General features: G+C 75.4%; 22 protein-coding genes. 10 read left to right on the top strand and 12 right to left on the bottom strand.

Going from position 1 to position 21,407, the window contains the following annotated elements; all coding sequences use genetic code 11:
- Positions 1-39: 39 nt before the first annotated feature.
- Entirely contained in the window at positions 40-1,263 is a 1,224-nt protein-coding gene (locus ACGF13_RS12095; RefSeq protein WP_392872430.1) for an FAD-dependent monooxygenase, read from the top strand.
- A 54-nt stretch (positions 1,264-1,317) separates the two neighbouring features.
- Here ACGF13_RS12095 and ACGF13_RS12100 read toward each other — a convergent pair whose 3' ends face one another.
- Both ACGF13_RS12100 and ACGF13_RS12105 read right to left on the bottom strand, forming a co-directional pair.
- Positions 1,318-1,893, bottom strand: coding sequence for a TerD family protein (locus ACGF13_RS12100; RefSeq protein WP_049650185.1), 576 nt, complete (start codon positions 1,891-1,893; stop codon positions 1,318-1,320).
- A gap of 130 nt (positions 1,894-2,023) precedes the next feature.
- On the bottom strand, positions 2,024-2,440 hold the full coding sequence (locus tag ACGF13_RS12105; RefSeq protein WP_392872434.1) for a hypothetical protein: 417 nt from the start codon (positions 2,438-2,440) through the stop codon (positions 2,024-2,026).
- A gap of 81 nt (positions 2,441-2,521) precedes the next feature.
- Here ACGF13_RS12105 and ACGF13_RS12110 point away from each other — a divergent pair, with 81 nt between their 5' ends.
- The 4 genes from ACGF13_RS12110 (at position 2,522) to ACGF13_RS12125 (ending at position 4,064) form a co-directional block, all read left to right on the top strand.
- On the top strand, positions 2,522-2,815 hold the full coding sequence (locus ACGF13_RS12110) for a hypothetical protein (RefSeq protein ID WP_392872437.1): 294 nt from the start codon (positions 2,522-2,524) through the stop codon (positions 2,813-2,815).
- Between the two features lie 106 nt (positions 2,816-2,921).
- Positions 2,922-3,125, top strand: a complete 204-nt coding sequence (locus ACGF13_RS12115) for a CopG family transcriptional regulator (RefSeq protein ID WP_392872439.1) — start codon at positions 2,922-2,924, stop codon at positions 3,123-3,125.
- 1 nt (position 3,126) lies between these two features.
- Positions 3,127-3,477: a VOC family protein gene (locus ACGF13_RS12120; RefSeq protein ID WP_392872442.1), complete on the top strand. Its 351-nt coding sequence runs from the start codon at positions 3,127-3,129 to the stop codon at positions 3,475-3,477.
- A 182-nt stretch (positions 3,478-3,659) separates the two neighbouring features.
- Complete coding sequence (locus ACGF13_RS12125) at positions 3,660-4,064, top strand: hypothetical protein (RefSeq protein WP_392872445.1); 405 nt, start codon at positions 3,660-3,662, stop codon at positions 4,062-4,064.
- A gap of 11 nt (positions 4,065-4,075) precedes the next feature.
- On the opposite strand, the gene ACGF13_RS12130 is transcribed toward ACGF13_RS12125, so the two are convergent.
- Positions 4,076-5,659, bottom strand: coding sequence for a glycerol-3-phosphate dehydrogenase/oxidase (locus ACGF13_RS12130; RefSeq protein WP_392872448.1), 1,584 nt, complete (start codon positions 5,657-5,659; stop codon positions 4,076-4,078).
- On the bottom strand, positions 5,656-6,258 hold the full coding sequence (locus tag ACGF13_RS12135) for a TetR/AcrR family transcriptional regulator (RefSeq protein ID WP_392872451.1): 603 nt from the start codon (positions 6,256-6,258) through the stop codon (positions 5,656-5,658). The genes ACGF13_RS12130 and ACGF13_RS12135 overlap by 4 nt, the downstream gene beginning before the upstream one ends.
- Positions 6,259-6,332: 74 nt before the next feature.
- On the opposite strand from ACGF13_RS12135, the gene ACGF13_RS12140 reads away from it, so the two are divergent.
- Both ACGF13_RS12140 and ACGF13_RS12145 read left to right on the top strand, forming a co-directional pair.
- The gene (locus ACGF13_RS12140; RefSeq protein WP_392872454.1) at positions 6,333-7,901 is read left to right on the top strand and encodes an FAD-binding oxidoreductase; all 1,569 of its coding nucleotides are present in this window, start codon (positions 6,333-6,335) and stop codon (positions 7,899-7,901) included.
- 5 nt (positions 7,902-7,906) lie between these two features.
- Positions 7,907-8,806: a diacylglycerol kinase gene (locus ACGF13_RS12145; RefSeq protein WP_392872795.1), complete on the top strand. Its 900-nt coding sequence runs from the start codon at positions 7,907-7,909 to the stop codon at positions 8,804-8,806.
- Between the two features lie 95 nt (positions 8,807-8,901).
- Here ACGF13_RS12145 and ACGF13_RS12150 read toward each other — a convergent pair whose 3' ends face one another.
- The gene (locus tag ACGF13_RS12150; protein WP_392872457.1) at positions 8,902-9,207 is read right to left on the bottom strand and encodes a DUF6342 family protein; all 306 of its coding nucleotides are present in this window, start codon (positions 9,205-9,207) and stop codon (positions 8,902-8,904) included.
- 475 nt (positions 9,208-9,682) lie between these two features.
- Here ACGF13_RS12150 and ACGF13_RS12155 point away from each other — a divergent pair, with 475 nt between their 5' ends.
- On the top strand, positions 9,683-10,831 hold the full coding sequence (locus tag ACGF13_RS12155; protein WP_392872460.1) for a Cmx/CmrA family chloramphenicol efflux MFS transporter: 1,149 nt from the start codon (positions 9,683-9,685) through the stop codon (positions 10,829-10,831).
- A gap of 89 nt (positions 10,832-10,920) precedes the next feature.
- On the opposite strand, the gene ACGF13_RS12160 is transcribed toward ACGF13_RS12155, so the two are convergent.
- From ACGF13_RS12160 to ACGF13_RS12185, 6 genes are all read right to left on the bottom strand, one after another.
- Positions 10,921-12,522, bottom strand: a complete 1,602-nt coding sequence (locus ACGF13_RS12160; protein WP_392872463.1) for a multicopper oxidase family protein — start codon at positions 12,520-12,522, stop codon at positions 10,921-10,923.
- Positions 12,519-12,992 carry a hypothetical protein gene (locus tag ACGF13_RS12165; protein ID WP_392872466.1) on the bottom strand — a complete coding sequence of 158 codons (474 nt, stop codon included), beginning with the start codon at positions 12,990-12,992 and terminating at the stop codon, positions 12,519-12,521. The genes ACGF13_RS12160 and ACGF13_RS12165 overlap by 4 nt, the downstream gene beginning before the upstream one ends.
- Positions 12,993-13,197: 205 nt before the next feature.
- Positions 13,198-15,723, bottom strand: coding sequence for an FtsX-like permease family protein (locus ACGF13_RS12170; RefSeq protein ID WP_392872469.1), 2,526 nt, complete (start codon positions 15,721-15,723; stop codon positions 13,198-13,200).
- A complete protein-coding gene (locus tag ACGF13_RS12175; RefSeq protein ID WP_392872472.1) occupies positions 15,720-16,592 on the bottom strand; it encodes an ABC transporter ATP-binding protein in 873 nt (290 codons plus the stop codon). Before ACGF13_RS12175 ends, ACGF13_RS12170 begins: the two co-directional genes overlap by 4 nt.
- A 105-nt stretch (positions 16,593-16,697) precedes the next feature.
- Positions 16,698-17,492, bottom strand: coding sequence for an aminotransferase class IV (locus tag ACGF13_RS12180; RefSeq protein ID WP_392872475.1), 795 nt, complete (start codon positions 17,490-17,492; stop codon positions 16,698-16,700).
- Positions 17,485-18,516: a GNAT family N-acetyltransferase gene (locus tag ACGF13_RS12185; protein WP_392872478.1), complete on the bottom strand. Its 1,032-nt coding sequence runs from the start codon at positions 18,514-18,516 to the stop codon at positions 17,485-17,487. The genes ACGF13_RS12180 and ACGF13_RS12185 overlap by 8 nt, the downstream gene beginning before the upstream one ends.
- Before the next feature lie 228 nt (positions 18,517-18,744).
- Here ACGF13_RS12185 and ACGF13_RS12190 point away from each other — a divergent pair, with 228 nt between their 5' ends.
- Together ACGF13_RS12190 and ACGF13_RS12195 are read left to right on the top strand one after the other, a co-directional pair.
- On the top strand, positions 18,745-20,019 hold the full coding sequence (locus ACGF13_RS12190) for a hypothetical protein (RefSeq protein WP_392872481.1): 1,275 nt from the start codon (positions 18,745-18,747) through the stop codon (positions 20,017-20,019).
- Positions 19,905-21,059 carry a glycosyltransferase family 4 protein gene (locus ACGF13_RS12195; protein WP_392872798.1) on the top strand — a complete coding sequence of 385 codons (1,155 nt, stop codon included), beginning with the start codon at positions 19,905-19,907 and terminating at the stop codon, positions 21,057-21,059. Before ACGF13_RS12190 ends, ACGF13_RS12195 begins: the two co-directional genes overlap by 115 nt.
- Here ACGF13_RS12195 and ACGF13_RS12200 read toward each other — a convergent pair.
- On the bottom strand, positions 21,031-21,393 hold the full coding sequence (locus tag ACGF13_RS12200; RefSeq protein WP_392872484.1) for a hypothetical protein: 363 nt from the start codon (positions 21,391-21,393) through the stop codon (positions 21,031-21,033). The genes ACGF13_RS12195 and ACGF13_RS12200 overlap by 29 nt on opposite strands.
- Between the last annotated feature and the right edge of the window lie 14 nt (positions 21,394-21,407).

Raw genomic sequence — 21,407 nt, forward strand, 5'->3', positions numbered from 1 at the left:
CGCGAGCTCGAGAGAGGGGCGACTGTGCAGGGTGGCTCGGTGGCCGTGGTCGGGGGCAGCATCGCCGGGAGCGCCTTCGCCGGCGCCGCCGCCCGGCTCGGCGCGGAACGGGTGGTGGTGCTGGAACGCAGCCCCGGCCGCCTGGAGGACCGCGGCGTGGGGCTGTGCACCCACGACGACCGCTTCGACGAACTGGTCCAGGCCGGGCACCTCGACGCCGACACCCGCCGCCACCGGCTCACCGTCCGCCGCTGGGTCACCCGCGGCGCGGCCGGCGAGGGCGACGGACCGGACGGCTGCGGGCGGCTGCTCTGGGCCCAGCCCTTCCCGTTCCACTCCCACCACTGGGGCGTGCTCTGGCAGGCGCTGCGCGAACGGACGCCCGAGCAGGTCGAGTTCCGGCTGGGCGCCACCGTGACGGCCGTCGGCAACGGCCGGGACGGCGCCTGGGTCGAAGCGGGTCGCGGCCGCGAGGAGTACGACCTGGTGATCGGCGCCGACGGCTACCGCTCGGTGGTCCGCGCCGCCGTCTGCCCACAGGCCGGGCCCGAGTACGCCGGGTACGTGTGCTGGCGCGGCAGCTACGACTCCGCCCTGTTGGCCGAACTGCCCGGCGGCGCGGCACCCTGGCCCGAGGACCAGGGCGTCACCGCCTGCTACCCCGGCGGCCAGGTGGTCATCTACCGCATCCCCGGGGTCGAGCCCGGCCGCACCCAGGTGAACTGGGTCTTCTACGCCCCCACCCCCGCCTGGCTACGACTCGACGGCCCGACCAGCATCCCGGCGGGCACCCTCGGCGACGGACAGTTGGACGAACTGCGGCAGCTCGCCGAGCGACACCTGCCGCCGTACTGGGCCGGCCTGGTCACCCTGACCCCGCGCGAACGGACCTTCCTGCAGCCGATCTACGACCTGGCGGCCCCGCACCGCACGGCCGGCCGGCTGCTGATCGGCGGGGACGCGGCCACCGTGGTGCGCCCGCACAACACCAGCGGCGTGGTGAAGGCGGTGCAGGACGCCCACGCCTTCGAGCTGGCCGGACGGGAGCACGGCTCCTGGCCGGCCCTGCTGGCCGCCTACGACCGCGAACGGACGGCGTCCGGGCGGGAGTTGGTGGAGCTGGGCCGCACCCTCGGCCGGGCCCAGGTCACCGCGGCGCCGGACTGGTCGGGGATGGACGAGCCGGCCATGACCGCCTGGTGGCAGCAACAGTTCACCGGCGGCGGGGGTTTCGGCGGCCACGCACTCGGCCGGACGGGCTGAGCGCTCGCCGCGGCCGCCGAGACCGCCGAAACCCCGTCAGATCACTGCGGACGATCAGACGTTGACGCCGTAGTCGGTCGCGATGCCGCGCAGGCCGGAGGCGTAGCCCTGGCCGATGGCGCGGAACTTCCACTCGTTGCCGTTGCGGTACAGCTCGCCGAAGACCATCGCCGTCTCGGTGGAGGCGTCCTCGGTCAGGTCGTAGCGCGCGATCTCCAGGCCGTTGGCCTGGTTGACGATCCGGATGAACGCGTTGCGCACCTGGCCGAAGTTCTGCAGCCGGGCGTCGGCGTCGTAGATCGACACCGGGAAGACCACCTTGGCCACGTCGGCCGGGACGCGGTCCAGGTCGACCTTGATCTGCTCGTCGTCCCCGTCCCCGCCGCCGGTCAGGTTGTCGCCACTGTGCTCGACCGAACCCTCGGGGCTGCGGAGGTTGTTGAAGAAGACGAAGTGCTGGTCCGAGACCACCTTGCCCAGCGCGTTGCACAGCAGCGCACTGGCGTCCAGGTCGTAGTCGGCCCCGGTGGTGGTGCGCACGTCCCAGCCGAGACCGACGATCACGGCGCTCAGACCGGGCGCCTCCTTGCTCAGCGAGACGTTGCCGCCCTTGGCCAGCGAAACTCCCACAATGCCCTCCTCTGATCTCTCCCTGTGGACGAATCTACAACACTGTAGAGATCACGAGAATCCGTCTGCGGGTGGGCCCGCCCCGGGAATTTCTCCGGGTCGCGCACGGGAACCGCTCACTGCTCGCTACTCACTGCCCGGCGTCGATCTCGATCCGCAGCGCGCCGTCCTCGGCCAGCGACCTGCGGCCCCAGCCCAGCAGCAGGCTCAGCACCTCGCGCTCGGCGGCCGGGAGCCGGGTCAGGTCCACCCGCTCGACCTCCCGGACCAGCCCGGCCATCGACGGCCGCCCGATCCGGCTGCTGAAGTCGAGGTCCGGCTCGTGCCGGGCGAGGGTGGGCAGCGCCCGCGCACCCAGACGGCGCAGGACGGCCCGCAGCGCGCCCCCGTCCACCCACGCCTCCAGCCGCCCGGACCGCGGCGCCGGGCCGGCCTTCCGCCCCGTCCTCATCTTGACCGGCACCCGGTGCAGCCCGAGGACGTACTCGTGCTCCGCCACCTCGTCGTCCGGCCCGTACGGCCGCAGGCCACCCGCTGCGCTGCTCATGCCGAGCACCCTAACGACCCGCCGCCCTAAACTGTCATCAGTGGATTTCCCCTCGTCGCAGCCCGGTCGCCGGAGGTCCCGATGCGCCAGCGGTACAGCTTCCACCTCGACCAGGGCGGGCACTCGGTGACCGTCAACATCCGCTCCGGCCGGATCACCGAGACCGAGGTGCTGGTCGACGGCAAGGAGTGCGCCTTCCACCGCGTCCACGGGCACGGCGCCTACCCGCTGACGCTCGCCACCCAGGTCGCCGAGGAGCCGCCGAAGCCGCTCGCGGTGCGGCTGGAGCGCACCGGCCGGGCCGAGCACCCGCTCTCCTGCGTGCTGGAGCTGTCCGGCGCCGAACACCCGATGCCCGAGCGCACGGCCCGCTGACCCCGGCCCGCCGGCCCCGACGGCCCGCCGACCCCGCTTCACCACTCGGCCCGCACTCCTTCGCAGGGCTACCTTGCTAGCAAGCTAGAGTGCTAGCATCATGGGCGTGGGAGACGAGGATGTGAAGCAGTTCAACGTGTACCTGCCGATCGGGCTGATCAAGCAGGTCAAGCTCCGCGCCATCGAGCAGGAGCTGTCGCTGTCGGCACTGGTCGCCGAGGCGCTGCGCGCCTACCTCGGCGACGCCCCCGCCGCCCAGCACGCGCAACCGTCCGAGAAGTCCGTCGAGAAATCCGTCAAGGAGGACTGAGATGACCACCGAGGGCATCGAAGCCGTGTTCATGGAGACCCACAACTGGGGCAAGTCCGTGAAGTTCTTCCAGGGCCTGGGCTACGAACTGGAGTTCGCCACCGACCACAACTCCGGCCGACTGCGCAGCAGCACCGGCCCCAGCCTGTTCATCGCCGAGATCCCGGCGGACCGGCAGCCGCAGGTCCAGCTGGTACTGAAGGTGGCGGACGCCGACGCCTTCGGCACCGCCGACGGCGTGGAGCTGGAGACCCCGTTCGAGGACACCCACTTCGGCACCCGGATGGCGGCCGTCCGCGACCCCGACGGCCGCCTCTGGGGCCTCCAGGCGCCGGTCAAGAACGAGGCGTAGCAGCGGGGGCGGGCTCGGGTCGGTACGGCGATCAGCTGTACCGACCCGAGCCCGCAGCACAGGGGGCACGGGCCCGGGCACACTGGTGACCACCCGTTCAGGCGGTTTGCTCGCATTTGCCCAGGAATACCGGGATCCCCTAAGATCCCTCGGCCACCCCACCACCCACCGAAGGCCTCCGCATGACCTCCCCCGCTTCCCCCGCCACCCCGGACGCCTTCGACGAGCTGCTGCGCGAGGTGATGGCCGACGCCGAGCGCTTCGGCCACCGCCAGCACGTCCGGCTCACCTGGCTCGCCGTCCGCCGCCACGGCGCCACCGCCGCCCTCGACCTGATCGGCGAGGGCATCCGGCGCACCGCCACCAAGGCCGGCGCGCCGCAGAAGTTCCACGTCACCATGACCCGGGCCTGGGTCGAGCTGGTGGCCCACCACGCCGACGACGCACCGGACTTCGACGCGTTCGCGGCAAGCCACCCCGACCTGCTCGACAAGGACCTGCTCGCCCGCCACTACCTGCCCGGGACGCTCGCGGACGAGCGCGCCCGGACGAGCTGGGTCGAGCCGGACCTCGCGCCCCTCCCCTAGGGCCAGGCCGCTCAGCCCTCCTGACCCGCCCCGCGGCACTCTCCGACGATCTCCTCGACGGCCTTCCGGGCCCGCTCGGCGTCCTCCGCGACCAGCCCGATCCTGGTGCGGCGGTCGAGCACGTCGGCCACGTCCAGCGCGCCCTCGTGGGTGACGGCGTAGGCGATCTCGGCGCGGGTCACGTCCAGGCCCTCCGCGATCGGCGCCGACTCCCCCGCCGCCAGCACCTCGTGGGCCGCACCACCGTGGCGGGCGACGAGCGAGGCGGGCACCGGACCGGCGCCCCCTTCCCCGGTGGGCAGCGGGCGGCTGTCCCGGTGGCCGGGGGCGCCGATCAGCGGCAGCCGGGCCGTCCAGCAGGCCCGGGCCGACAGGCCGCGCAGCCGGACGGCGGCGTCCACCGCGTCCTCGGCCATCTTGCGGTAGGTGGTGAGCTTGCCACCGACCACGGTGACCACCCCGTCCGGGTTCTCCAGCACGGCGTGCTCACGGGAGATGTCGGCGGTGCTGCCGTCCCCGGTGTCGATCAGCGGGCGCAGCCCGGCGTAGGCCCCGCGCACGTCCGCCCTGGTCAGAGCGGTTTCGAGGGCGGCGTTGACGGTGTCGAGGAGGAAGGAGAGCTCGGCCTCGGTGGGCTGGGGCTCGTCCGGGATCGGGCCCGGGGCGTCCTCGTCGGTCAGGCCGATCGCGACCCGGCCGAGCTGCTGCGGCAGGGCGAAGACGAACCGGCTGGTGGAGCCGGGCACCGGCACGGTGAGGGCGGCGGTCGGGTTGCCGAGCGCCTGCGCGTCCACCAGCAGGTGGGTGCCCCGGCTGGGCCGGAGCCTGATCGAGGTGTCCACCTCGCCCGCCCAGACGCCGGTGGCGTTGACCACCGCGCCGGCCCGGACGGCCAGTTCCTGCCCGGTGAGGGTGTCGACCAGCCGGGCCGAGGTGCCGGTGACCTGCTCGGCGCGCACCCTGGTCAGCACGCTCGCCCCGTACTGCGCGGCGGTCCTGGCCAGTGCGACCACCAGCCGGGCGTCGTCCACGAGTTGACCGTCGTGCGCCACCAGCGCGCCGCGCAGCCCGTCGGTCCGCACGCCCGGCGCCAGCCGGCGGGTCCGGTCGGCGTCGATCCGGCGCACCCGCGGCAGCAGCGCGCCCGGGGTGCCGGCCGTCAGGCGCAGCGCGTCCCCGGCGTGGAAGCCGGTGCGGATCAGCGTGGCCTGGCCGGGGCGCAGCAGGTCGGGGAGCAGCGGCACCAGTTGGGGCAGCGCCCGGATCAGGTGCGGGGCGGTGCGGGTCATCAGCACGCCGCGCTCGACGGCGCTCTCCCGGGCCACCTTGATCCGCCCGGAGGCGAGGTAGCGCAGGCCGCCGTGCACCAGCTTGGAGCTCCAGCGGCTCGTGCCGAAGGCCAGGTCGCGGGCCTCGACCAGCACCGTGCGCAGGCCGCGTGAGGCCGCGTCCAGGGCCACGCCGGCGCCGGTGACGCCGCCGCCGATGACCAGGAGGTCGATCCGGGGGTCGTCACCGAGCGCTTCGAGTTCCAGCGTGCGGCGGGCGGCGTCGAGTCGGGAGGTCCCGGCGTACGGGCCTGCGGTGGGGGTCATGGAGCGAGGTATCCGTTCAGTGCTCTGGCCAGTTCGCGCCGCCAGGCCGCCTCGGGTAGCAGGGAGGCGACCATGCGGTGCGACTGGACGGTGGACTGGGCGATCAGCAGGACCATGGCGGCCAGTTCGAGCGGCTCGCCGGCCCGGATCGAGCCGTGCTCCTGGCCCTGCTCGATGCCGGTGCGCAGTGCCTCCAGCAGGCCGCGCTGGCTGGCGCCGAGCCGCTCGACGACGTACCGGAAGAGCAGGTCGGAGTCGTCGGAGTGCAGCAGTGCGCCGAGCACCGGGTGGTCGCGCAGCCGGACGGCGATCTCCACGACCCGGTCGACGAGGGTCTCCCGGTCGTGGACGTCCAGTCCGGCGCCGTCCAGGGTGGTCAGGATCTCCCGGGTGAGCAGTGCGCCGATCACCGCCTGGACGTCCGGCCAGCGGCGGTAGACGGTCGGGCGGCTGACCCCGGCGCGGCGGGCGATCTCGGCCAGCTGGGTGCGGCGCACGCCGAGGTGGACGATCAGGTCGGCGGCGGCGTCCAGGATCGCGTCGTCGGTGCTGCGCTCCCCGGCGGCCGGGGGCTGAGGCTCGGCGTTACTACTTGACATGATGTGTGAAACTGTAACGCATGGCACCTGAAACGCAAGCGGGACCGGCCGGCGCCGCACTTCCGCTCCCCCCGATGAAGTGGGACGCCTGGGGCGACCCGGCCCTGGCCAAGGAGCTGTCCGCCGACATCAAGGGACTGCTCGCCGCGGCCCTCGGCGTGACCGGCGACGCCGCCCCCGGGCCGAGCGCCGACGAGGTCGTGCTGCGCCCGTCCCGGCTCTCCGCCGAAGCCCTCGCCGCCCTGGCCGCCGCCGTCGGCGAGGCCAACGTCAGCGCCGCCGACGCCGACCGGCTGCCGCGCGCCGGCGGCAAGTCCACCCCGGACCTGCTGCGCCGCCGCAGCCGCGAGGCGCAGGACGCGCCCGACGCGGTCGTGCTGCCCGGCGACGAGCAGGAGGTCGCCGCCGTCCTCGCGGTGTGCGCCGAACTCCGCATCGCCGTCGTCCCGTTCGGCGGCGGCACCAGCGTCGTCGGCGGCCTCGACCCCGAGCGCGGCGGCCTCGACGCCGTCGTCTCGCTCGACCTGCGCCGCTTCGACCAGCTGCTCGACCTGGACGAGACCTCCGGCGAGGCCGTCCTCGGCGCGGGCCTCACCGGCCCGGCCGCGGAGGCGCTGCTCGCCGAACGCGGCTGGGAACTCGGCCACTACCCGCAGAGCTTCCGCTACGCCACCATCGGCGGCTTCGCGGCCACCCGCTCCTCCGGCCAGGACTCCGCCGGGTACGGGCGCTTCGACGAGATGGTGCGCGGCCTGCGCGTCGTCACCCCCGCCGGGGTGCTCGACCTCGGCCGCGCCCCCGCCTCCGCCGCCGGCCCCGACCTGCGCCAGCTCTTCCTCGGCTCCGAGGGCACCCTCGGCGTGATCACCGCCGTCCGGCTGCGCGTCCACCCGCTGCCCGCCGTCAAGGCGTACGAGGCGTGGAGCTTCCCCGACTTCGCCACCGGGACGGCCGCGCTGCGCGCCGTCGAGCAGCAGGGCACCGGCCCGACCGTGATCCGGCTCTCCGACGAGGCCGAGACCATGATCAACCTGGCGATGACCGAGCAGATCGGCGGCGCCCCGGCGGTCAGCGGCTGCCTGGCCGTCACCGTCTTCGAGGGCAGCGCCGCCCAGGTCGCCGCCCGGCAGCAGCTCACCCGCGACGCCCTGCTCGCCGCCGGCGGCACCTCGCTCGGCGAGGCCCCCGCCCGGGCCTGGGAGCACGGCCGGTTCAACGCCCCCTACCTGCGCGACTCCCTGCTCGGCGCCGGCGCGCTCTGCGAGACCCTGGAGACCGCCGCCACCTGGGAGCGGCTCCCCCACCTGCGCACCGCCGTCACCGAGGCGCTCACCGGGGCCCTGCCCGGCGCCCTCGTGCTCTGCCACATCTCGCACGTCTACCCGACCGGCGCCTCGCTCTACTTCACCGTGGTCTCCGCCCTCGGCGAGGACCCGCTCAGCCGCTGGGGCGTCGCCAAGCGCGCCGCCGGGGACGCCATCATCGGCGCGGGCGGCACCATCAGCCACCACCACGCCGTCGGCGCCGACCACCGGCCGTGGATGACCGACGAGATCGGCGACCTGGGCGTGCGCATCCTGCGCGCCGTCAAGGCCGAACTCGACCCGGCGGGCATCCTCAACCCGGGCAAGTTGATCCCTTGAACGAGGTGAGAACCGTCCGCAGGGTCGCCGTTCTCACCAACCCGGCGGCGGGCATCGGCCACGCCGAGCCCGCCGCCCACCGGGCCACCGCCCGGCTGCGGGCCCTCGGCGTCCAGGTCGACCCGCACGCCGGGCGCTCCCCCGAGGACGCCGTCCGCCTCGCCCGTGAGGCGGCGGCCGACGGGGTGGACGCGGTGGCCGTGGTCGGTGGTGACGGCATGATCAACCTCGCCCTCCAGGCCCTGGCCGGCACCCCCGTGCCGCTCGGCGTCATACCAGCGGGCACCGGCAACGACCACGCCCGTGAGTACGGGCTGCCGCTCGACGCCCCCGAGGCCGCCGCCGACGTCATCGCCGCCGGGCGCACCCGCGGCGTCGACCTCGGCCGGGTCACCGGCCCCGACGGCGCCGTCCGCTGGTACGGCTCCGTCCTCGCCACCGGCTTCGACTCGCTGGTCAGCGACCGCGCCAACCGGCTGCGCTGGCCGCGCGGCCGGATGCGCTACAATCTCGCCATCGCCGTCGAGTTCGCCAACCTGCGCCCGCTGCCGTTCCGGATCACCCTCGCCGACGGCACCGTCATCGAACGCGACCTGACCCTGGCCGCCGTCGGCAACACCCGCAGCTACGGCGGCGGCATGCTGATCTGCCCCGCCGCCCTTCCCGACGACGGCCTGCTCGACGTCACCCTGGTCGACGCCATGCCCCGGCTGCGCATCGCCCGCTTCTTCCCGACGCTCTTCAAGGGCACCCACATCACCCACCCGGAGGTCACCACGCTGCGTACGGAGTCCCTGCGGATCGAGTCCCCCGGCATCACCGCCTACGCCGACGGGGAGTTCATCACCTCGCTCCCGGTGGACGTCGCGGTGGTCAGGGACGCCCTGCGGGTGCTGGTGCCCTGAGCCGCCGGCGCCGTGGTCCGGTCCGCCGGAACGACGGAGGTCCGCGCACTCCGGAGAGTGCGCGGACCTCGGGGCCGTGTGGAGCGCGCAGCCGCCTAGTAGTCCAGGTCGCGCTGGTACTTGACCTCGGTCACATTGCCGGCGAGGTACAGGTTGCCGTCCGCATCGAGGATCGCGACGATCTTCTTCGTGCCGCCCCAGTAGGTCGTGAAGTAGAACTTGTTCTTCGCGTGGTCCACTTCCACGTTCGTGTTGACCGGCAGCTCGATGCTGCCCGGACCGCTGATGAGCACGTCCTTCTTCGGCGTGCCCGGGTAGACCTGGTTCTGCCGCAGCTTGACGCGACCGTGCCAGTCGCCTTGCGTCCAGTTGTCCGCTTCGCCGAGGTCGATGTCAGGCATGGAGGTCCTCCCCTTCGATCCCGCGGGGAGCCCGCCAGGGCACGCCCGCACTCCATTGAGAACAACTTCGGTGTCAGGTAGCGCACTTGACCTCCCGAACCGGTCAAAAACGAACAACAATTGGCCAAATTTGCCGCCATGGAGGCACCGAGTTGATCGCAAACCCCGCACGCATCCACGCCAAATCCGCCAAATTTCCCTGTTCGATGGATATATGACGCCTGATCACTTACGGCGAGAACCCGTCGAGCAACCGGGTGCCTCGATGACGGGTGATCCGATAGCCTGCGGGCATGTCGAGCCCTGAGGCATCCAGGGTGGGGGCTTTCGGTCACGCGCCGTCAGCCCCCTGAACCCCGGAGAGCCTGGAACCACCGAGGTCCGAGCGAGCGCCGCGCCTGCGCCGCCCGGGGGTTGAGCGTGCGGTGACGAGACGTCCCCGTCCTCGTTCCCTCCGCCTCCTCGGAGTCTCTCGATGCCCCTCCCCCTCTATCCGCTCGCCCTGGCCGTGTTCGCCATGGGCACCTCGGAGTTCATGCTCGCCGGGCTGCTGCCCGGCCTGGCCGCCGACCTCGGCGTCACCGTCGGTACGGCCGGCGGGCTGACCTCGGCCTTCGCGGTCGGGATGGCCGTCGGCGCGCCGCTGATGGCCACGCTCACCCGCGGCCGGCCTGGGCGCGGCAGCCTGCTCGGGTTCGTCCTGTCCTTCGCGGCGGCGCACGCTGTCGGGGCCGTGACCACGAGCTTCCCGGTGCTGCTCGTCACCCGGGTGGTGGCCGCGCTCGCCAACGCCGGGTTCCTGGCGGTGGCCCTGACCACCGCCGCCGCGCTGGTCCCGGCGGACCGCAAGGGACGGGCGATCGCCGTGCTGCTGTCGGGCACGACGGTGGCGACCGTGGCCGGCGTCCCCGGCGGAGCGGTGCTGGGCACGCTGTTCGGGTGGCGGGCCGTGTTCTGGGCCGTCGCACTGCTCTGCCTTCCGGCCGCCGTCGGGATCGCCACGTACCTTCCGCCGACGGTCACTTCGGCACCCCTGTCTCCGGCCCCGGCGCTGCGCACGGAGTTCGCCGAGCTGCGCCGCCCGCGGCTGCTCCGCGCGATGCTGGTCGCCGCGCTGGTGAACGCGGCGACCTTCGGCGGCTTCACCTTCCTCGCCCCCGTGGTGACCGGCCCCGCCGGGCTGGGCGAGCCGTGGGTGCCGGTCGCCCTGGTGCTGTTCGGCGCCGGGTCGTTCACCGGGGTCACCGTCGCCGGGCGGCTCGCGGACCGGCACCCCGGCCGGCTCCTCGCCGTCGGCGGCCCGCTGCTGCTCGCGGGCTGGCCCGCGCTCGCCGTCCTGGCCGACGCACCCGGCGCGTTGCTGCCCCTGGTGTTCCTGCTGGGCGCGCTATCCTTCGCGGTCGGCGGCACGCTGATCACCCGGGTGCTGTACGAGGCGGCCGGCGCCCCCACCCTGGCCGGTGCCTACGCCACCACCGCGCTCAACCTCGGTGCCACCGCCGGTCCGTTGCTCGCCGCCGCCACCCTCGGCACCGCTCCCGGCGGCCTCGGGCCGTACTACTGCGCCGGCCTGCTGGTCGCCGCGGCGCTGCTGGTCGCGAGGGTACGGCCGCCGGTCGGCTGAGGAACCGCGCTCCGGCGGCGCCGGAACACGAGTGCCGGAGGGCGCGGCGCGCGCCCTCCGGCACTCCGGTGGCCGGGGCGATCCGCCCGTCAGCGCACCGTGAAGTCCGCCATCATCGCCATGTCCTCGTGCTCCAGGTTGTGGCAGTGCAGCATGTACACCCCCGCGTAGTCGGTGAACCGCACCAGCACCTCCACCGCCTCGGCCGGGCGCAGGTCCACGGTGTCCTTCCACCCCGCGTCGTACGGGCCCGGGTCCTCACCGTTGCGGCCGATCACCTGGAACTGGTTCAGGTGGACGTGCACCGGGTGGTGCAGGTCGCTGGAGAAGCGCCAGAGCTCGACCTCGTCGAGGGCGGGTGTGGCGATGTTCCGGCCGGGCTCGTACAGGCGGCCGTTGATGGTCCAGCCGTCGCCGCGGCTGCGGCGGAAGGCGAAGTCGCGGGTGGCGACGGCGGCGGAGGCGTCCAGGGCTTCGACGGTGGCGAGCCGGTCGGGCACCGTCGCGTCGTCGGTCACCTGCCGCGCGGTGACGTCGAAGCGCATCACCTCGGCCGTCCGGCCGCTGCCGAAGCGGTTGACCAGCCGGACCTCGGTGCCGGGCGCGTAGCGGGCGAAGTCGACCACGACGTCGAAGCGTTCGGCGGGCGCGATCTCGATCCCGTCGTGCCGGACCGGGGCGGCGAGCAGGCCGCCGTCGGAGCCGATCTGGACCAGGGCGTCGCCGCCGGTGGGCTGCGGGTCGAGTTCCAGCCGGTAGAGCCGGGTGTTGGAGGCGTTGAGCAGCCGCAGCCGGTAGCGGACCCGGTCGACGTCCAGTCGTGGCCAGGGCGCGCCGTTGACCAGGATGACGTCGCCGAGCACGCCGTTGGCGTAGGCGTCGGTGACGCCCGGCTCGCCGAGGTCCGGGTCGACGGCCGGGTAGCGGAAGGAGCCGTCGGCGGCGAAGGAGCGGTCGGCGATCATCAGCGGCAGGTCCCGCTCACCGTGCGGCAGCGGCAGCGCGGCCTCCTCGTCGTCGTGCACGAGGTGGAAGCCGGCCAGTCCGCGCCAGACGGCAGGACCGGTGAAGCCCATCCGGTGGTCGTGGTACCAGAGGGTGGCGGCGCGCTGCTTGCCCGGATAGGTGTACGTGCGCTCGCCGGTGACGTTCCTGCCCGCCACGTGGCGCATTCCCGGCATCCCTGCCATGCCCGGCATGCCTGCCATGTCTGCTATGTCCGCCATCCGCCGGGCTTCGTCGTCCGACGTCCCGACCGGCAGCAGCAGGTCCACCGGGTAGCCGTCGCTGTCCGCCGGGGTGTGCCCGCCGTGCAGGTGGGTCGTCGTGGGCACCGGCAGCTCGTTGCGGTGCCTGACCACCGCCGCCCGCCCGGAGCGGGCGACCAGGGTCGGCCCGGGGAAGCCGCCCCCGTACGTCCAGGCCTCGGTCTTCACCCCGGGGAGGATCTCCAGCGTCGCGACCTGCTGGGTGATCTCGTAGTGGTCGCCGGTCGTGTCGGTGCGCACCGGCCGCAGCTCGGGCGGCAGCGGCAGCGCGGTCCGGAAGGCTCCCGGAAGGTCGAGCTCGCTGCGCAGCAGCTGCCCGGGGCGGCCCTCGGCGAGCAGCCGGGCGGCGGAGGGGGCGGCGGCGGCCAGGGCGCCCGCGCCGAGGACGGAGGCGCCGATGCCCAGGAACCGGCGCCGGTTCACTGGGACACCTCCACCGGCCCGCCGGGGCGCGGCAGCCGTCCGGTGCCGTCCGGGCCGCCGGCCGCCCGCGTGTCCCGGGCCGGCAGCGGCAGCCGCCAGGCGCCGGCCAGGCCGAACAGCACACCGCTGACCAGCAGGACGCCGAGCGTGACGTGCACGCCGAGCGCCCGGGCGTAGCCGGCGACGATCTGGCCGGTGACGGCGACGGCGAGCAGCGCGGTGGTCCACAGCGGCCGGAGCGGGCCCCGGCCGGGCCACCGGACGGCGACGGCCACCGCGAGCTGGACCACCACCACGGTGGCCAGCACCATCGCGGTGCCCTCGTGGTCCTTCAGGGATGCGTAGGTGCCGTTCAGGAAGCTTCCGGCGAGCACGACCTGGAGCAGTGACAGCAGCGCCAGCAGCGTGGTGGAGATGCGCAGCAGGATCAGCGGCCAGCGGGGTGCCGGGGCGGCAGGAGGACTGCTCATGTCGGGCTACTCTCTGCGTCGAGGTCGGGCGGGGCGGGCGAGAGCGTAACTGACCAGACGTCACGATCGGCCCGAATAGGGCCCGTTGGTGCTTCCGGTGGTTTCGTTTGCCACCCACTCGGGCCGACGTCCTCACCCGAACGAGGGGTGCGCCCGAGCCGTCCTCGAGCACACCCCTCTCCCGCGTCCCGCTTCCGCTTCGCCGCTACTGGCGTGCCGCGCCCAGCGCCGCCGGCCGGGTCCGCAGCAGTGCCCTGACCGGCGCCCCGGTCGCCGCGAGGCAGAGCAGCACGGCTCCGGCGGCCAGCGGCAGGGCGAGCATCGGCGGCACGTACGGGGCGGAGTTGGCCACGCCCCGGGCGACCGGCACCAGGGTGATCCCGGCGATCACCGCGCCGACCGCCAGCCCGGTCGAGGCGACCAGCAGCGCCTCCCAGCGCATCATGCCGCGCACCTGGCGCCGGGTGGTGCCGGCCAGTCGCAGCAGCGCGACCTCGCGGCGCCGGTCCAGCACCGTCATCACCAGGGTGTTGGCGGCGCTGACGGCGGCGAACCCGCCGAGCACGGCGGCCATCACGGTGTTGGCCCAGCCGCTGATCTCCAGGTCCCTGTCGGCCTGGGCGACGAAACCGGCCCGGTCGGTCACGGTGGCCCCGGTCAGGGCGCCCAGTCCGGCGGCCACCGCCGCGGGGTCGGCGCCCGGCGCGTCGGCGACCAGCACCTGGTTGTCGTACCCGGTGGTGACGTGCGTGGCCACCGCGGCCCGGGGCAGCAGCGCCTGGCCGACGCCGAGCCCGCGGTCGTACACCGCGACCACGGCGGGCCGCACGGCGGTGCCGTCGCCGAGCCAGAGCTTCACCCGGTCGCCGACCCCGGCGCCGAACGCGTCGGCCATGGTGGCGCTCAGCGCGATGGTGTCGGGGGCGCGGCCGAGGTCGGCGAGCGTGCCGCTGCGCACGCCCAGGTCGAGCACCTTCGGCAGCCGGGCCGGGTCGCCGTCGACGCCGAGCACGGGGGCGGAGCCCGGCTGGCCGGCGTTCTCGAAGACGACTCCGGTGCGCAGCACGCCGACGGCGGTGTCCACGCCGGGCACCCGGGCGGCCCGCTCGGCCGTCCCGGCGGGCAGGCCGGGGCCGGTGGAGGCGATCACGTGGTCGGCGGTGACACCGGCCCGGACGTTCTCGCCGGTGGTGTGGCGCACGGTGCTCTGGAGGATCAACAGGGTGCCGCAGAAGGCGGTGACCAGCACGATCGGGGTGATCGCCGAGGCCAGCCGGCGGGCGTTGGCGCGGGTGTTGTCGGCGGCCAGCGAGCCGGGCGCGCCGCCGGCCCGCAGCGGGGCGCCGAGCACCACGGCGGCGGCCCGGGCCAGCCAGGGGCCGAGCAGGGCGACGGCCAGCATGAAGCACATCACCACGCCGAGCGCGGTCTGGGCGGCCTTGGCGCCGTCCAGGGCGGTGGCGACGGCGGCGGCCGCGATGCCACCGGCGACGAAGACCAGCCCGAGGACGGTACGCACCCGGCCCAGGCGGGGCGGCTCGACGGCGGCCTCGCCGAGCGCCTGGGCGGCCCGCATCCGGGACGGCCGGCGGGCGGCCAGGAAGCCGGCGGTCAGCGCGGCGAGGGTGCAGGCGAGGACGGCGGCGAGCATCGGCAGTGGGCCGACGTCCAGGCGGACGTCCGCGGGGACGGCGCCGCGCTCGACCAGTTGGCCGAACCACCAGCGGGCGAGGGCGAGTCCGGGCAGGACGCCGAGGGCCGCGGCGAGCGGTGCGACCAGCATCGCCTCGGCGGCGATGGTGCGGCGGATCTGGCGCGGGGTCGCGCCGATGGCGCGCAGCAGGGCGAACTCGCGGGCGCGCTGGCCGGTGGCGAGGGCGACGGTGCTCATCACCACGAAGACCGCGGTCATGGTGGCGTAGCCGCCGAAGGTGCCGCCGAGCGCGATCAGCATGGTGCGGGCGTCGCCGAGGGCGGGGTGCTCGACGGTGCTCCGGTCGTCCCCGGTGAAGGTCCTGGCCTCGCCGCCGACGGCCTGGCGGACCTGCGCGGCGAGCGCGGCGGTGGTGACGCCCTCGCGGGGCTGTACGGCGACGGCGTCGATCCGGCCGGGGTGGCCGGAGAGGCGGTCGGCGGTGGCGTCGGCGAACCAGGCGGTGGGGCCGGCCTGTTGGGCGGCGGCCAGGCCGGAGACCCGGTAGTCCGCGGTGCCGCCGGGCGCGGTGAGCGTGAGGCGGGCGCCGGGCGCGAGGTGGGCGGCGTGCGCCGTGTCGGCGTCCAGCACCACCTCGTTCGCGCCGGGGGCGCGGCCCTCGACCAGCTTGTCGCCCGGCCCGGCGATGCCGAGCGCGGCGAAGCCCCGGCCGGTCAGGGCCGGCGCCCGGTCGGTGGCGGGCAGCGGGAAGGCCGTGTCCGGGCGGGCGGCCGTGACCCCGGGCAGGGCGGCCAGCCGGGCGACCAGCGCGGCGTCCGTCCGGGCCCGCTCCGGGACGGCCTGCTCCTCGGTCTCGGTGTCCTCGCCGATCTTCCGCTGGAACTTCACGCTCTGCTCGGCCGCGACCACCACCGGGGCGGCCGCGTAGCGGGTCGGCGCGAGGCTCGCGGTCAGGCCGGTCTGCAGCAGCACGCCGCAGGCGACCACCACGGCGGCGCCCAGCAGCAGGGCGACCAGGGTGCCCACGAAGGACGCGGGCCGGAAGCGCACCGAGGCGCGCGCGAGTCCGTTCGTCATGCCGCCGCTCCCACCGGGCGGGCGGTCAGCGCGACCATCCGGTCCGCGACGGCCTGCGGGGTCGGGTGCGGCAGGTCGTCGACGATCGCGCCGCCGGCCAGGAACAGCGCCCGGTCGGCGAAGGAGGCCGCCACCGGGTCGTGGGTCACCATCACCACCGTCGCGCCGAGCGAGTCCACGGCCTGCCGCAGCAGGGACAGCACCTCGTGCGCGGTCCGGGTGTCCAGCGCGCCGGTCGGCTCGTCGGCGAACACCACGTCCGGGCGGGTGATCAGCGCGCGGGCGATCGCCACCCGCTGCTGCTGGCCGCCGGAGAGCTGGCCGGGCCGCCGCCCGGCGTGCTCGCCGAGGCCCACCCGCGCCAGCAGCTCCCGCGCCCGGGCGCGGTCCTGGCGCTCCCCGGCGAGGCGCTGCGGGAGCAGCACGTTCTGCTGGACGGTCAGCGAGGGCAGCAGGTTGAAGGACTGGAAGACGAAGCCGATCCGGCTGCGGCGCAGCTTGGTCAGCCGGTCCTCGCCGAGCGCGGTGATGTCCTCGCCGCCCAACAGGACCTGCCCGGCGTCCGGGCGGTCCAGGCCCGCCGCGCACTGGAGGAAGGTGGACTTGCCGGAGCCGGAGGGGCCCATCACCGCGGTGAAGCTGCCGTGGGCGAGCGCCAGGTCGACGCCGCGCAGCGCCTGCACCGTCGCCTCGCCGCGCCCGTAGGCGCGGCGCACCCCGCGCAGCTCGATCGCGGGGGCCGCCTGCGGGGCCGGGGTGTACGGGGCGCCGCCGAACCGGGCCGCGGTGTGGCCGTAGCCGTGGCCGTCAGGGCCGTACCGGTCCGTTCCGAACTCGTCGGTCCTGCGGCGGTCTTGGCGGCGTGCCATGGGTGGGCCTTCCTTCGGTTCTGCGTCGCTCGTCGTCAACGTGCTCCAACCTAGGAAGCGCGGGCGCCGCGGACCATGCAGGCCACCGGCGGACCGGAGGTGGGGTTATCCCCCCACCCGTTCACCGGGAATCCCCAGGTAGGAGGCTCGCAGCTCGGCGAGCACCGGGTGCGCGGGATCGAAGGCGGTGCCGTCCACGGCCGCCAGCGGACGCACCCCGACGCCCGCGTTGACCGCGAAGGCGGCGGTGAAGCGGGCCAGCGCGTCGGCGGGCAGCGGCGCGTGGGACTGCGGCCCGCGGTACGCGGCGGACAGCAGGGCCTCGGTGACGCCGGACAGGCTGGGGCCCTGCGGCCAGACCAGCTCGTCCCCGGCCAGGAAGCCGACGTTCCAGGTCGCGCCCTCGACCACCAGGCCGCCCTCGTCGACCAGCAACACGTCGTCGAAGCCCGCCAGTTGGGCCTGCCGGCGGTGGTGCACCAGGCCGAACAGGCCGACGTGCTTCACCTCCGGCAGCTCCCGCCGGTAGGTGGTGGTGCGGACGCGCAGCGGGGCGGGGTCGGACGTCGCCGCCGGGCGGGTGGTCACCAGCAGGGCGGGTGCGGCCGGGGCGGCGGGGCGCTCCAGGCCGAGCGCCGGGTCGTACACGGTGACGCGGACGATCACCGGCGCGCCGTCGGCCGGCAGCACCGCGCCGATCCGCTCCCGCACGACCGCCCGGTCCAACTCGGCGCCGAACAGCAGCCGGCAGTCCCGGACCAGCCGGTCCAGGTGCAGCGCCAGACCGCGCACCTGGCCCGCCTCGGCGCGCAGGGTGGTGAAGTGCCCGTAGTTGAGCAGCCCCAGCGCGGCCAGCCGCGCCGGGTCGGCGGGGGCGCCGTCGATCTCGATCTCAGCCATCCCCCGAGTCTGCCAGCCGCCAGGACACCGGCGGGGCCTGCTCAGGCAGCGGGGATTCCGACAGCGGAGACACCGGGAGCCGGGACTCCGGCAGCCGGGACTGCGGGAGCGCGGACTCCGGCAGCGGCACCGGGCGGTACGGGCTCGCCACCGGCCGGCCCGCCTCCAAGGCCGCCCGTTCGAACTCCTCGATCCGGTACGCCAGGCCCTCCGGCTCCCCGGCGTCCGACCAGCGCCACGCCTCCGCCCACCACTGCGGGCCGCGCACCAACGGCCGGCCGGCCAGTGCCAGGCACAGGGCGAGCGTGGAGCGGGCGTACTCGTGCACCCAGCCGTCGCAGCCCCGGTAGTCCGCCGTCTCGTCCAGCCGCAGCCAGCGGCCCTCCTGCCCGGCCGTCAGTATCGGCACCCAGCCGCGCAGCCGGTCCTCGACCAGCAGGAGCAGCCGGCCGTCCTCCTCCCGCACCCGGTGCGCGGGGAGTTGGGGCATCCGGGCGAAGGACAGCGAGCGCTTCCAGCCCACCACCCACAGGCCCCGGCGCAGGTAGTAGCGGACCGCCGGCTGCCAGGCCCAGTGCGCCTCCAGCCGGAACCCGGGCAGGCCCTCGGCGGTGGCCGCCGCGTAGACCTCGTCCAGCGCGGCGGCGGCCAGGCCGCGGCCGCGCGCCTCCGGCGTCACGTAGAGGGAGGAAACGGCGAGCTGGCTCGGGCCCTTCGTCCAGTTGTCCACCGCGACGGTGCCGACGACCGTGCCGCCGTCGTCCTGGATCCAGTAGCGGCGCCGGTACAGCTCACCGCCGGGCCACTCCCGCCCGCTCTCCCCCAGCCGCTCCCGCCACCCGCGCTCCGCCTGCGGCGCCAGCCCGTCCGGGTCCACCAGCTCGCCCAGCCCGCCCTCCACCAGGGACGCCAAGTCCCAGAGCGCGAACCGCCGTTCCTCCCCCGGCACGGCCGCCCGCAGTCGCGGCCCCGCCGCCAGCCGGTCCTGCGCCCGCTCCACCGCCGCATCCCACGACCTCAGCACACGGCGAGGATAGCGGGCCCGTCGGGACGATCAGTAATCCGCCTGCCACCGAACGTCAGCGCAGGCCGGGGGCGTTCGGCTCCCGGGCCGGACGGACCGGCTCGCCGCCCCGGCAGCGGGCCGGTGCCGCGGACAGGTGCGGCGCCCGGGCGAAGGTAGGGGAAACCCGACCACGGGACTCGACTTGACCGTGCTGACCCCGCCGGCCTGCGGCGATGCAATGAAGGGGTGACGAAACGGGCGTGGTGGTGGTGCGGCGGGTGGCTGGCCGCGGCGGGGTGGGCGGGGGCGTTCCCACTGGTGTCCGGGCTCGGGCCGCACCGGAGTTGGGGGGCCTGGGCGGCCGGCGGGTACCTGCTCGCGGCGCTCGTCGTGGCGACGGCACGGCGGCGCGGGCCCGAGCTGTCGGTGGCGGTCGCGGCCGTCGGGGCGGTGCTGGTGCCGCTGCTCGTGCTGGTGCCGACCGGGCAGGGGCAGAGCGAGGTCGGGGTGATCGAGCGCTCCGGGTCACTGCTGCTGCACACCGGCACGCCGTACCTGGCCGACCCGCAGTCCGTCGAGGAGTACGACCCGTACCTCCCGGGGATGGCCCTGCTGGGCCTGCCCCGGGCGCTGCTGGGCGGTTCGCCGCTGGGTGACGCCCGGCTCTGGTGCGCGGCCGTCTTCCTGCTCTGCGTGCTGCGGACGGTTCCCGCCGGGCGCCGGCTCGGCGCCGCCGCGCTCACCGCCTCGCCGGTGGTCGCGCTGCCGCTCTGCGTCAGCGGGGTCGACCTGCCGCTCATCGGCCTGTGCCGGCTCGCCCTGGTCCGCGCCGCCGAACGGCGGCCGGTGGCGGCCGGGGCGGCGCTGGCCGCCGCCTGCTCGCTGAAGTGGACGGCCTGGCCGGCGCTCGCCGTGGTCGCGGCCCTGCTGGCGGCCGCCGCCGGACGGCGCGCGGCGCTGCGCGGGACGGCCGTCGCGGTGGGCGCGGCGGCGGTCGCGGTGCTGCCGGTGGCGCTGCGCGCGCCCGGGCCGCTGGTGGAGCAGGTGTTCGCCTTCCCCACCGGGCGCGGCCGGCTGGCGACCCCGGCCGCCAGCCCGCTGCCCGGGCGGCTGCTCGCCGATCTCGGCCCGATGGGCTGGTACGCCGCCGTCGGCCTGCTGCTGCTCGCCGGGCTCGCCGTCGGGGCCTCGCTGCTCACCCGCCCGCCCCGCACCGCGTCCGCCGCGGCGCACCGGCTGGCCCTGGGGCTGTCGGCGGCCTTCCTGCTGGCGCCCGCCGGGCGGTTCGGCTACCTCGCGCTGCCGCTCGTCCTCGTCCTGCTCTCCTCCTCGTCCTCCGCTTCGAAAGGCCTGCCATGGGCACCACCCTCGTCGTCACCAACGACTTCCCGCCGCGCCAGGGCGGCATCGAGACCTTCGTCCGGGCCATGGCCGACCGCGTCCCCGGTCACGACGTCGTGGTCTACACCTCGGCCGAACCGGGCGCCGAGCGCCACGACGCCGCTCTCCCCTACCCGGTGATCCGCGACCGCGCCCGCGTGCTGCTGCCGACCCCGCGGGCCACCCGCCGGGCCGCGGAGATCGCCCGTGCCCACGGCTGCGACCGGGTCTGGTTCGGCGCCGCGGCCCCGCTCGCCGCGATGGCGCCCGGCCTGCGGCGGCTGGCGCCGGGCATCCGCCGCACCGTCGCCACCACGCACGGCCACGAGATCTGGTGGGCCCGCACCCCGGGCGCCCGCGGCCTGCTGCGCCGGATCGGCCGCGGTACGGACGTGGTGACCTACCTCGGCGCCTACACCCGCGCCCGGATCGCGCCCGCGCTCGGACCGGACGCCCGGCTGGCGCGCCTGGTGCCGGGGGTCGACCCGTCGGTGTTCCGGCCCGCCGGCGCCGGGAGCCCGGCGACCGCCCCGGTGGTCCTCTGCGTGGCGCGGCTGGTCCCGCGCAAGGGCCAGGACGTGCTGATCCGGACGCTGCCCGCGGTCCGCCGGGCCGTGCCCGGGACCACCCTGATGCTGGTCGGCCGGGGCCCGGACGAGGGTCGGCTGCGGGGCCTCGCCCGCCGGCTCACCGAGCCGGGCAGCGTGGTGTTCACCGGCGGCCTCGACCACGCCGCGACCGCCGCGCACTACGCCGGGGCGGACGTCTTCGCGATGCCGTGCCGCACCCGCCGGCTGGGTCTGGAGGCCGAGGGCCTGGGCATCGTCTTCCTGGAGGCGGCGGCCGCCGGCCTGCCGGTGGTGGCCGGCCGCTCCGGCGGCGCCCCGGACACCATCCTGGACGGTGTCACCGGCGCGGTGGTCGACGGCCGGGCCCCCGCCGAGGTGGCCGCCGCCCTGACCCGGATCCTGCTCGCCCCGCCCGCCGAGCGCGCCCGGATGGGGGCGGCGGGGCGGCGCTGGGCCGAGGAGCACTGGACCTGGGAGGCCTCGGCGCGGCGGCTCACCGAGCTGCTCGACCCCGCTGTGCCTTTGCCCGACGCGGCCGCCCGGCACACCCCGGCCACTGCGGGCAGCGCTCCGGCCGCGCACGTCACTCCGGCTGCCCCCGCAGGTGCCTGACCAGGCGGGCGATCGCCGGGGCCCCGCCGTTGGCGTGGACGGCCGTCACCCAGTTCCGCGCCTGGCCGGCCAGGTCGTCCCGGCTCGGGCAGGAGAAGCTGAACAGCCAGACGTGGGCGGACAGATCACGCTCCGGCAGTGCCCGCCACTCCTCGCCGCCGGCCTGCGTCAGCATGTCCTGGCAGGCCGTCAGCGCCTGGTCGCCGTCCCCGGCCCACTCCTGGCGCAGCCACAGCAGGAAGTTCGCCTGGGCCGTCGTGGTGTCGTCCTTGGTCGCCTCGCCCTTGAGCAGTCGGTTGACGAGCGCGCTCTGCGGTTCCCGTGTCCTTGCCATGACGCCATCGTTCC

Source organism: Kitasatospora sp. NPDC048286 (assembly GCF_043201735.1).
GTDB lineage: Bacteria > Actinomycetota > Actinomycetes > Streptomycetales > Streptomycetaceae > Kitasatospora.

Excerpts from the sequence above, each read along its gene's own strand:
- ACGF13_RS12150 (WP_392872457.1), bottom strand. The coding sequence starts at position 9,207 with ATGCCTGACATCGACCTCGGCGAAGCGGACAACTGGACGCAAGGCGAC.
- ACGF13_RS12200 (WP_392872484.1), bottom strand. The coding sequence starts at position 21,393 with ATGGCAAGGACACGGGAACCGCAGAGCGCGCTCGTCAACCGACTGCTC.
- ACGF13_RS12120 (WP_392872442.1), top strand. The coding sequence starts at position 3,127 with ATGACCACCGAGGGCATCGAAGCCGTGTTCATGGAGACCCACAACTGG.
- ACGF13_RS12155 (WP_392872460.1), top strand. The coding sequence starts at position 9,683 with ATGCCCCTCCCCCTCTATCCGCTCGCCCTGGCCGTGTTCGCCATGGGC.
- ACGF13_RS12175 (WP_392872472.1), bottom strand. The coding sequence starts at position 16,592 with ATGGCACGCCGCCAAGACCGCCGCAGGACCGACGAGTTCGGAACGGAC.
- ACGF13_RS12170 (WP_392872469.1), bottom strand. The coding sequence starts at position 15,723 with ATGACGAACGGACTCGCGCGCGCCTCGGTGCGCTTCCGGCCCGCGTCC.
- ACGF13_RS12125 (WP_392872445.1), top strand. The coding sequence starts at position 3,660 with ATGACCTCCCCCGCTTCCCCCGCCACCCCGGACGCCTTCGACGAGCTG.
- ACGF13_RS12165 (WP_392872466.1), bottom strand. The coding sequence starts at position 12,992 with ATGAGCAGTCCTCCTGCCGCCCCGGCACCCCGCTGGCCGCTGATCCTG.
- ACGF13_RS12105 (WP_392872434.1), bottom strand. The coding sequence starts at position 2,440 with ATGAGCAGCGCAGCGGGTGGCCTGCGGCCGTACGGGCCGGACGACGAG.
- ACGF13_RS12110 (WP_392872437.1), top strand. The coding sequence starts at position 2,522 with ATGCGCCAGCGGTACAGCTTCCACCTCGACCAGGGCGGGCACTCGGTG.
- ACGF13_RS12135 (WP_392872451.1), bottom strand. The coding sequence starts at position 6,258 with ATGTCAAGTAGTAACGCCGAGCCTCAGCCCCCGGCCGCCGGGGAGCGC.
- ACGF13_RS12140 (WP_392872454.1), top strand. The coding sequence starts at position 6,333 with ATGAAGTGGGACGCCTGGGGCGACCCGGCCCTGGCCAAGGAGCTGTCC.
- ACGF13_RS12130 (WP_392872448.1), bottom strand. The coding sequence starts at position 5,659 with ATGACCCCCACCGCAGGCCCGTACGCCGGGACCTCCCGACTCGACGCC.
- ACGF13_RS12180 (WP_392872475.1), bottom strand. The coding sequence starts at position 17,492 with ATGGCTGAGATCGAGATCGACGGCGCCCCCGCCGACCCGGCGCGGCTG.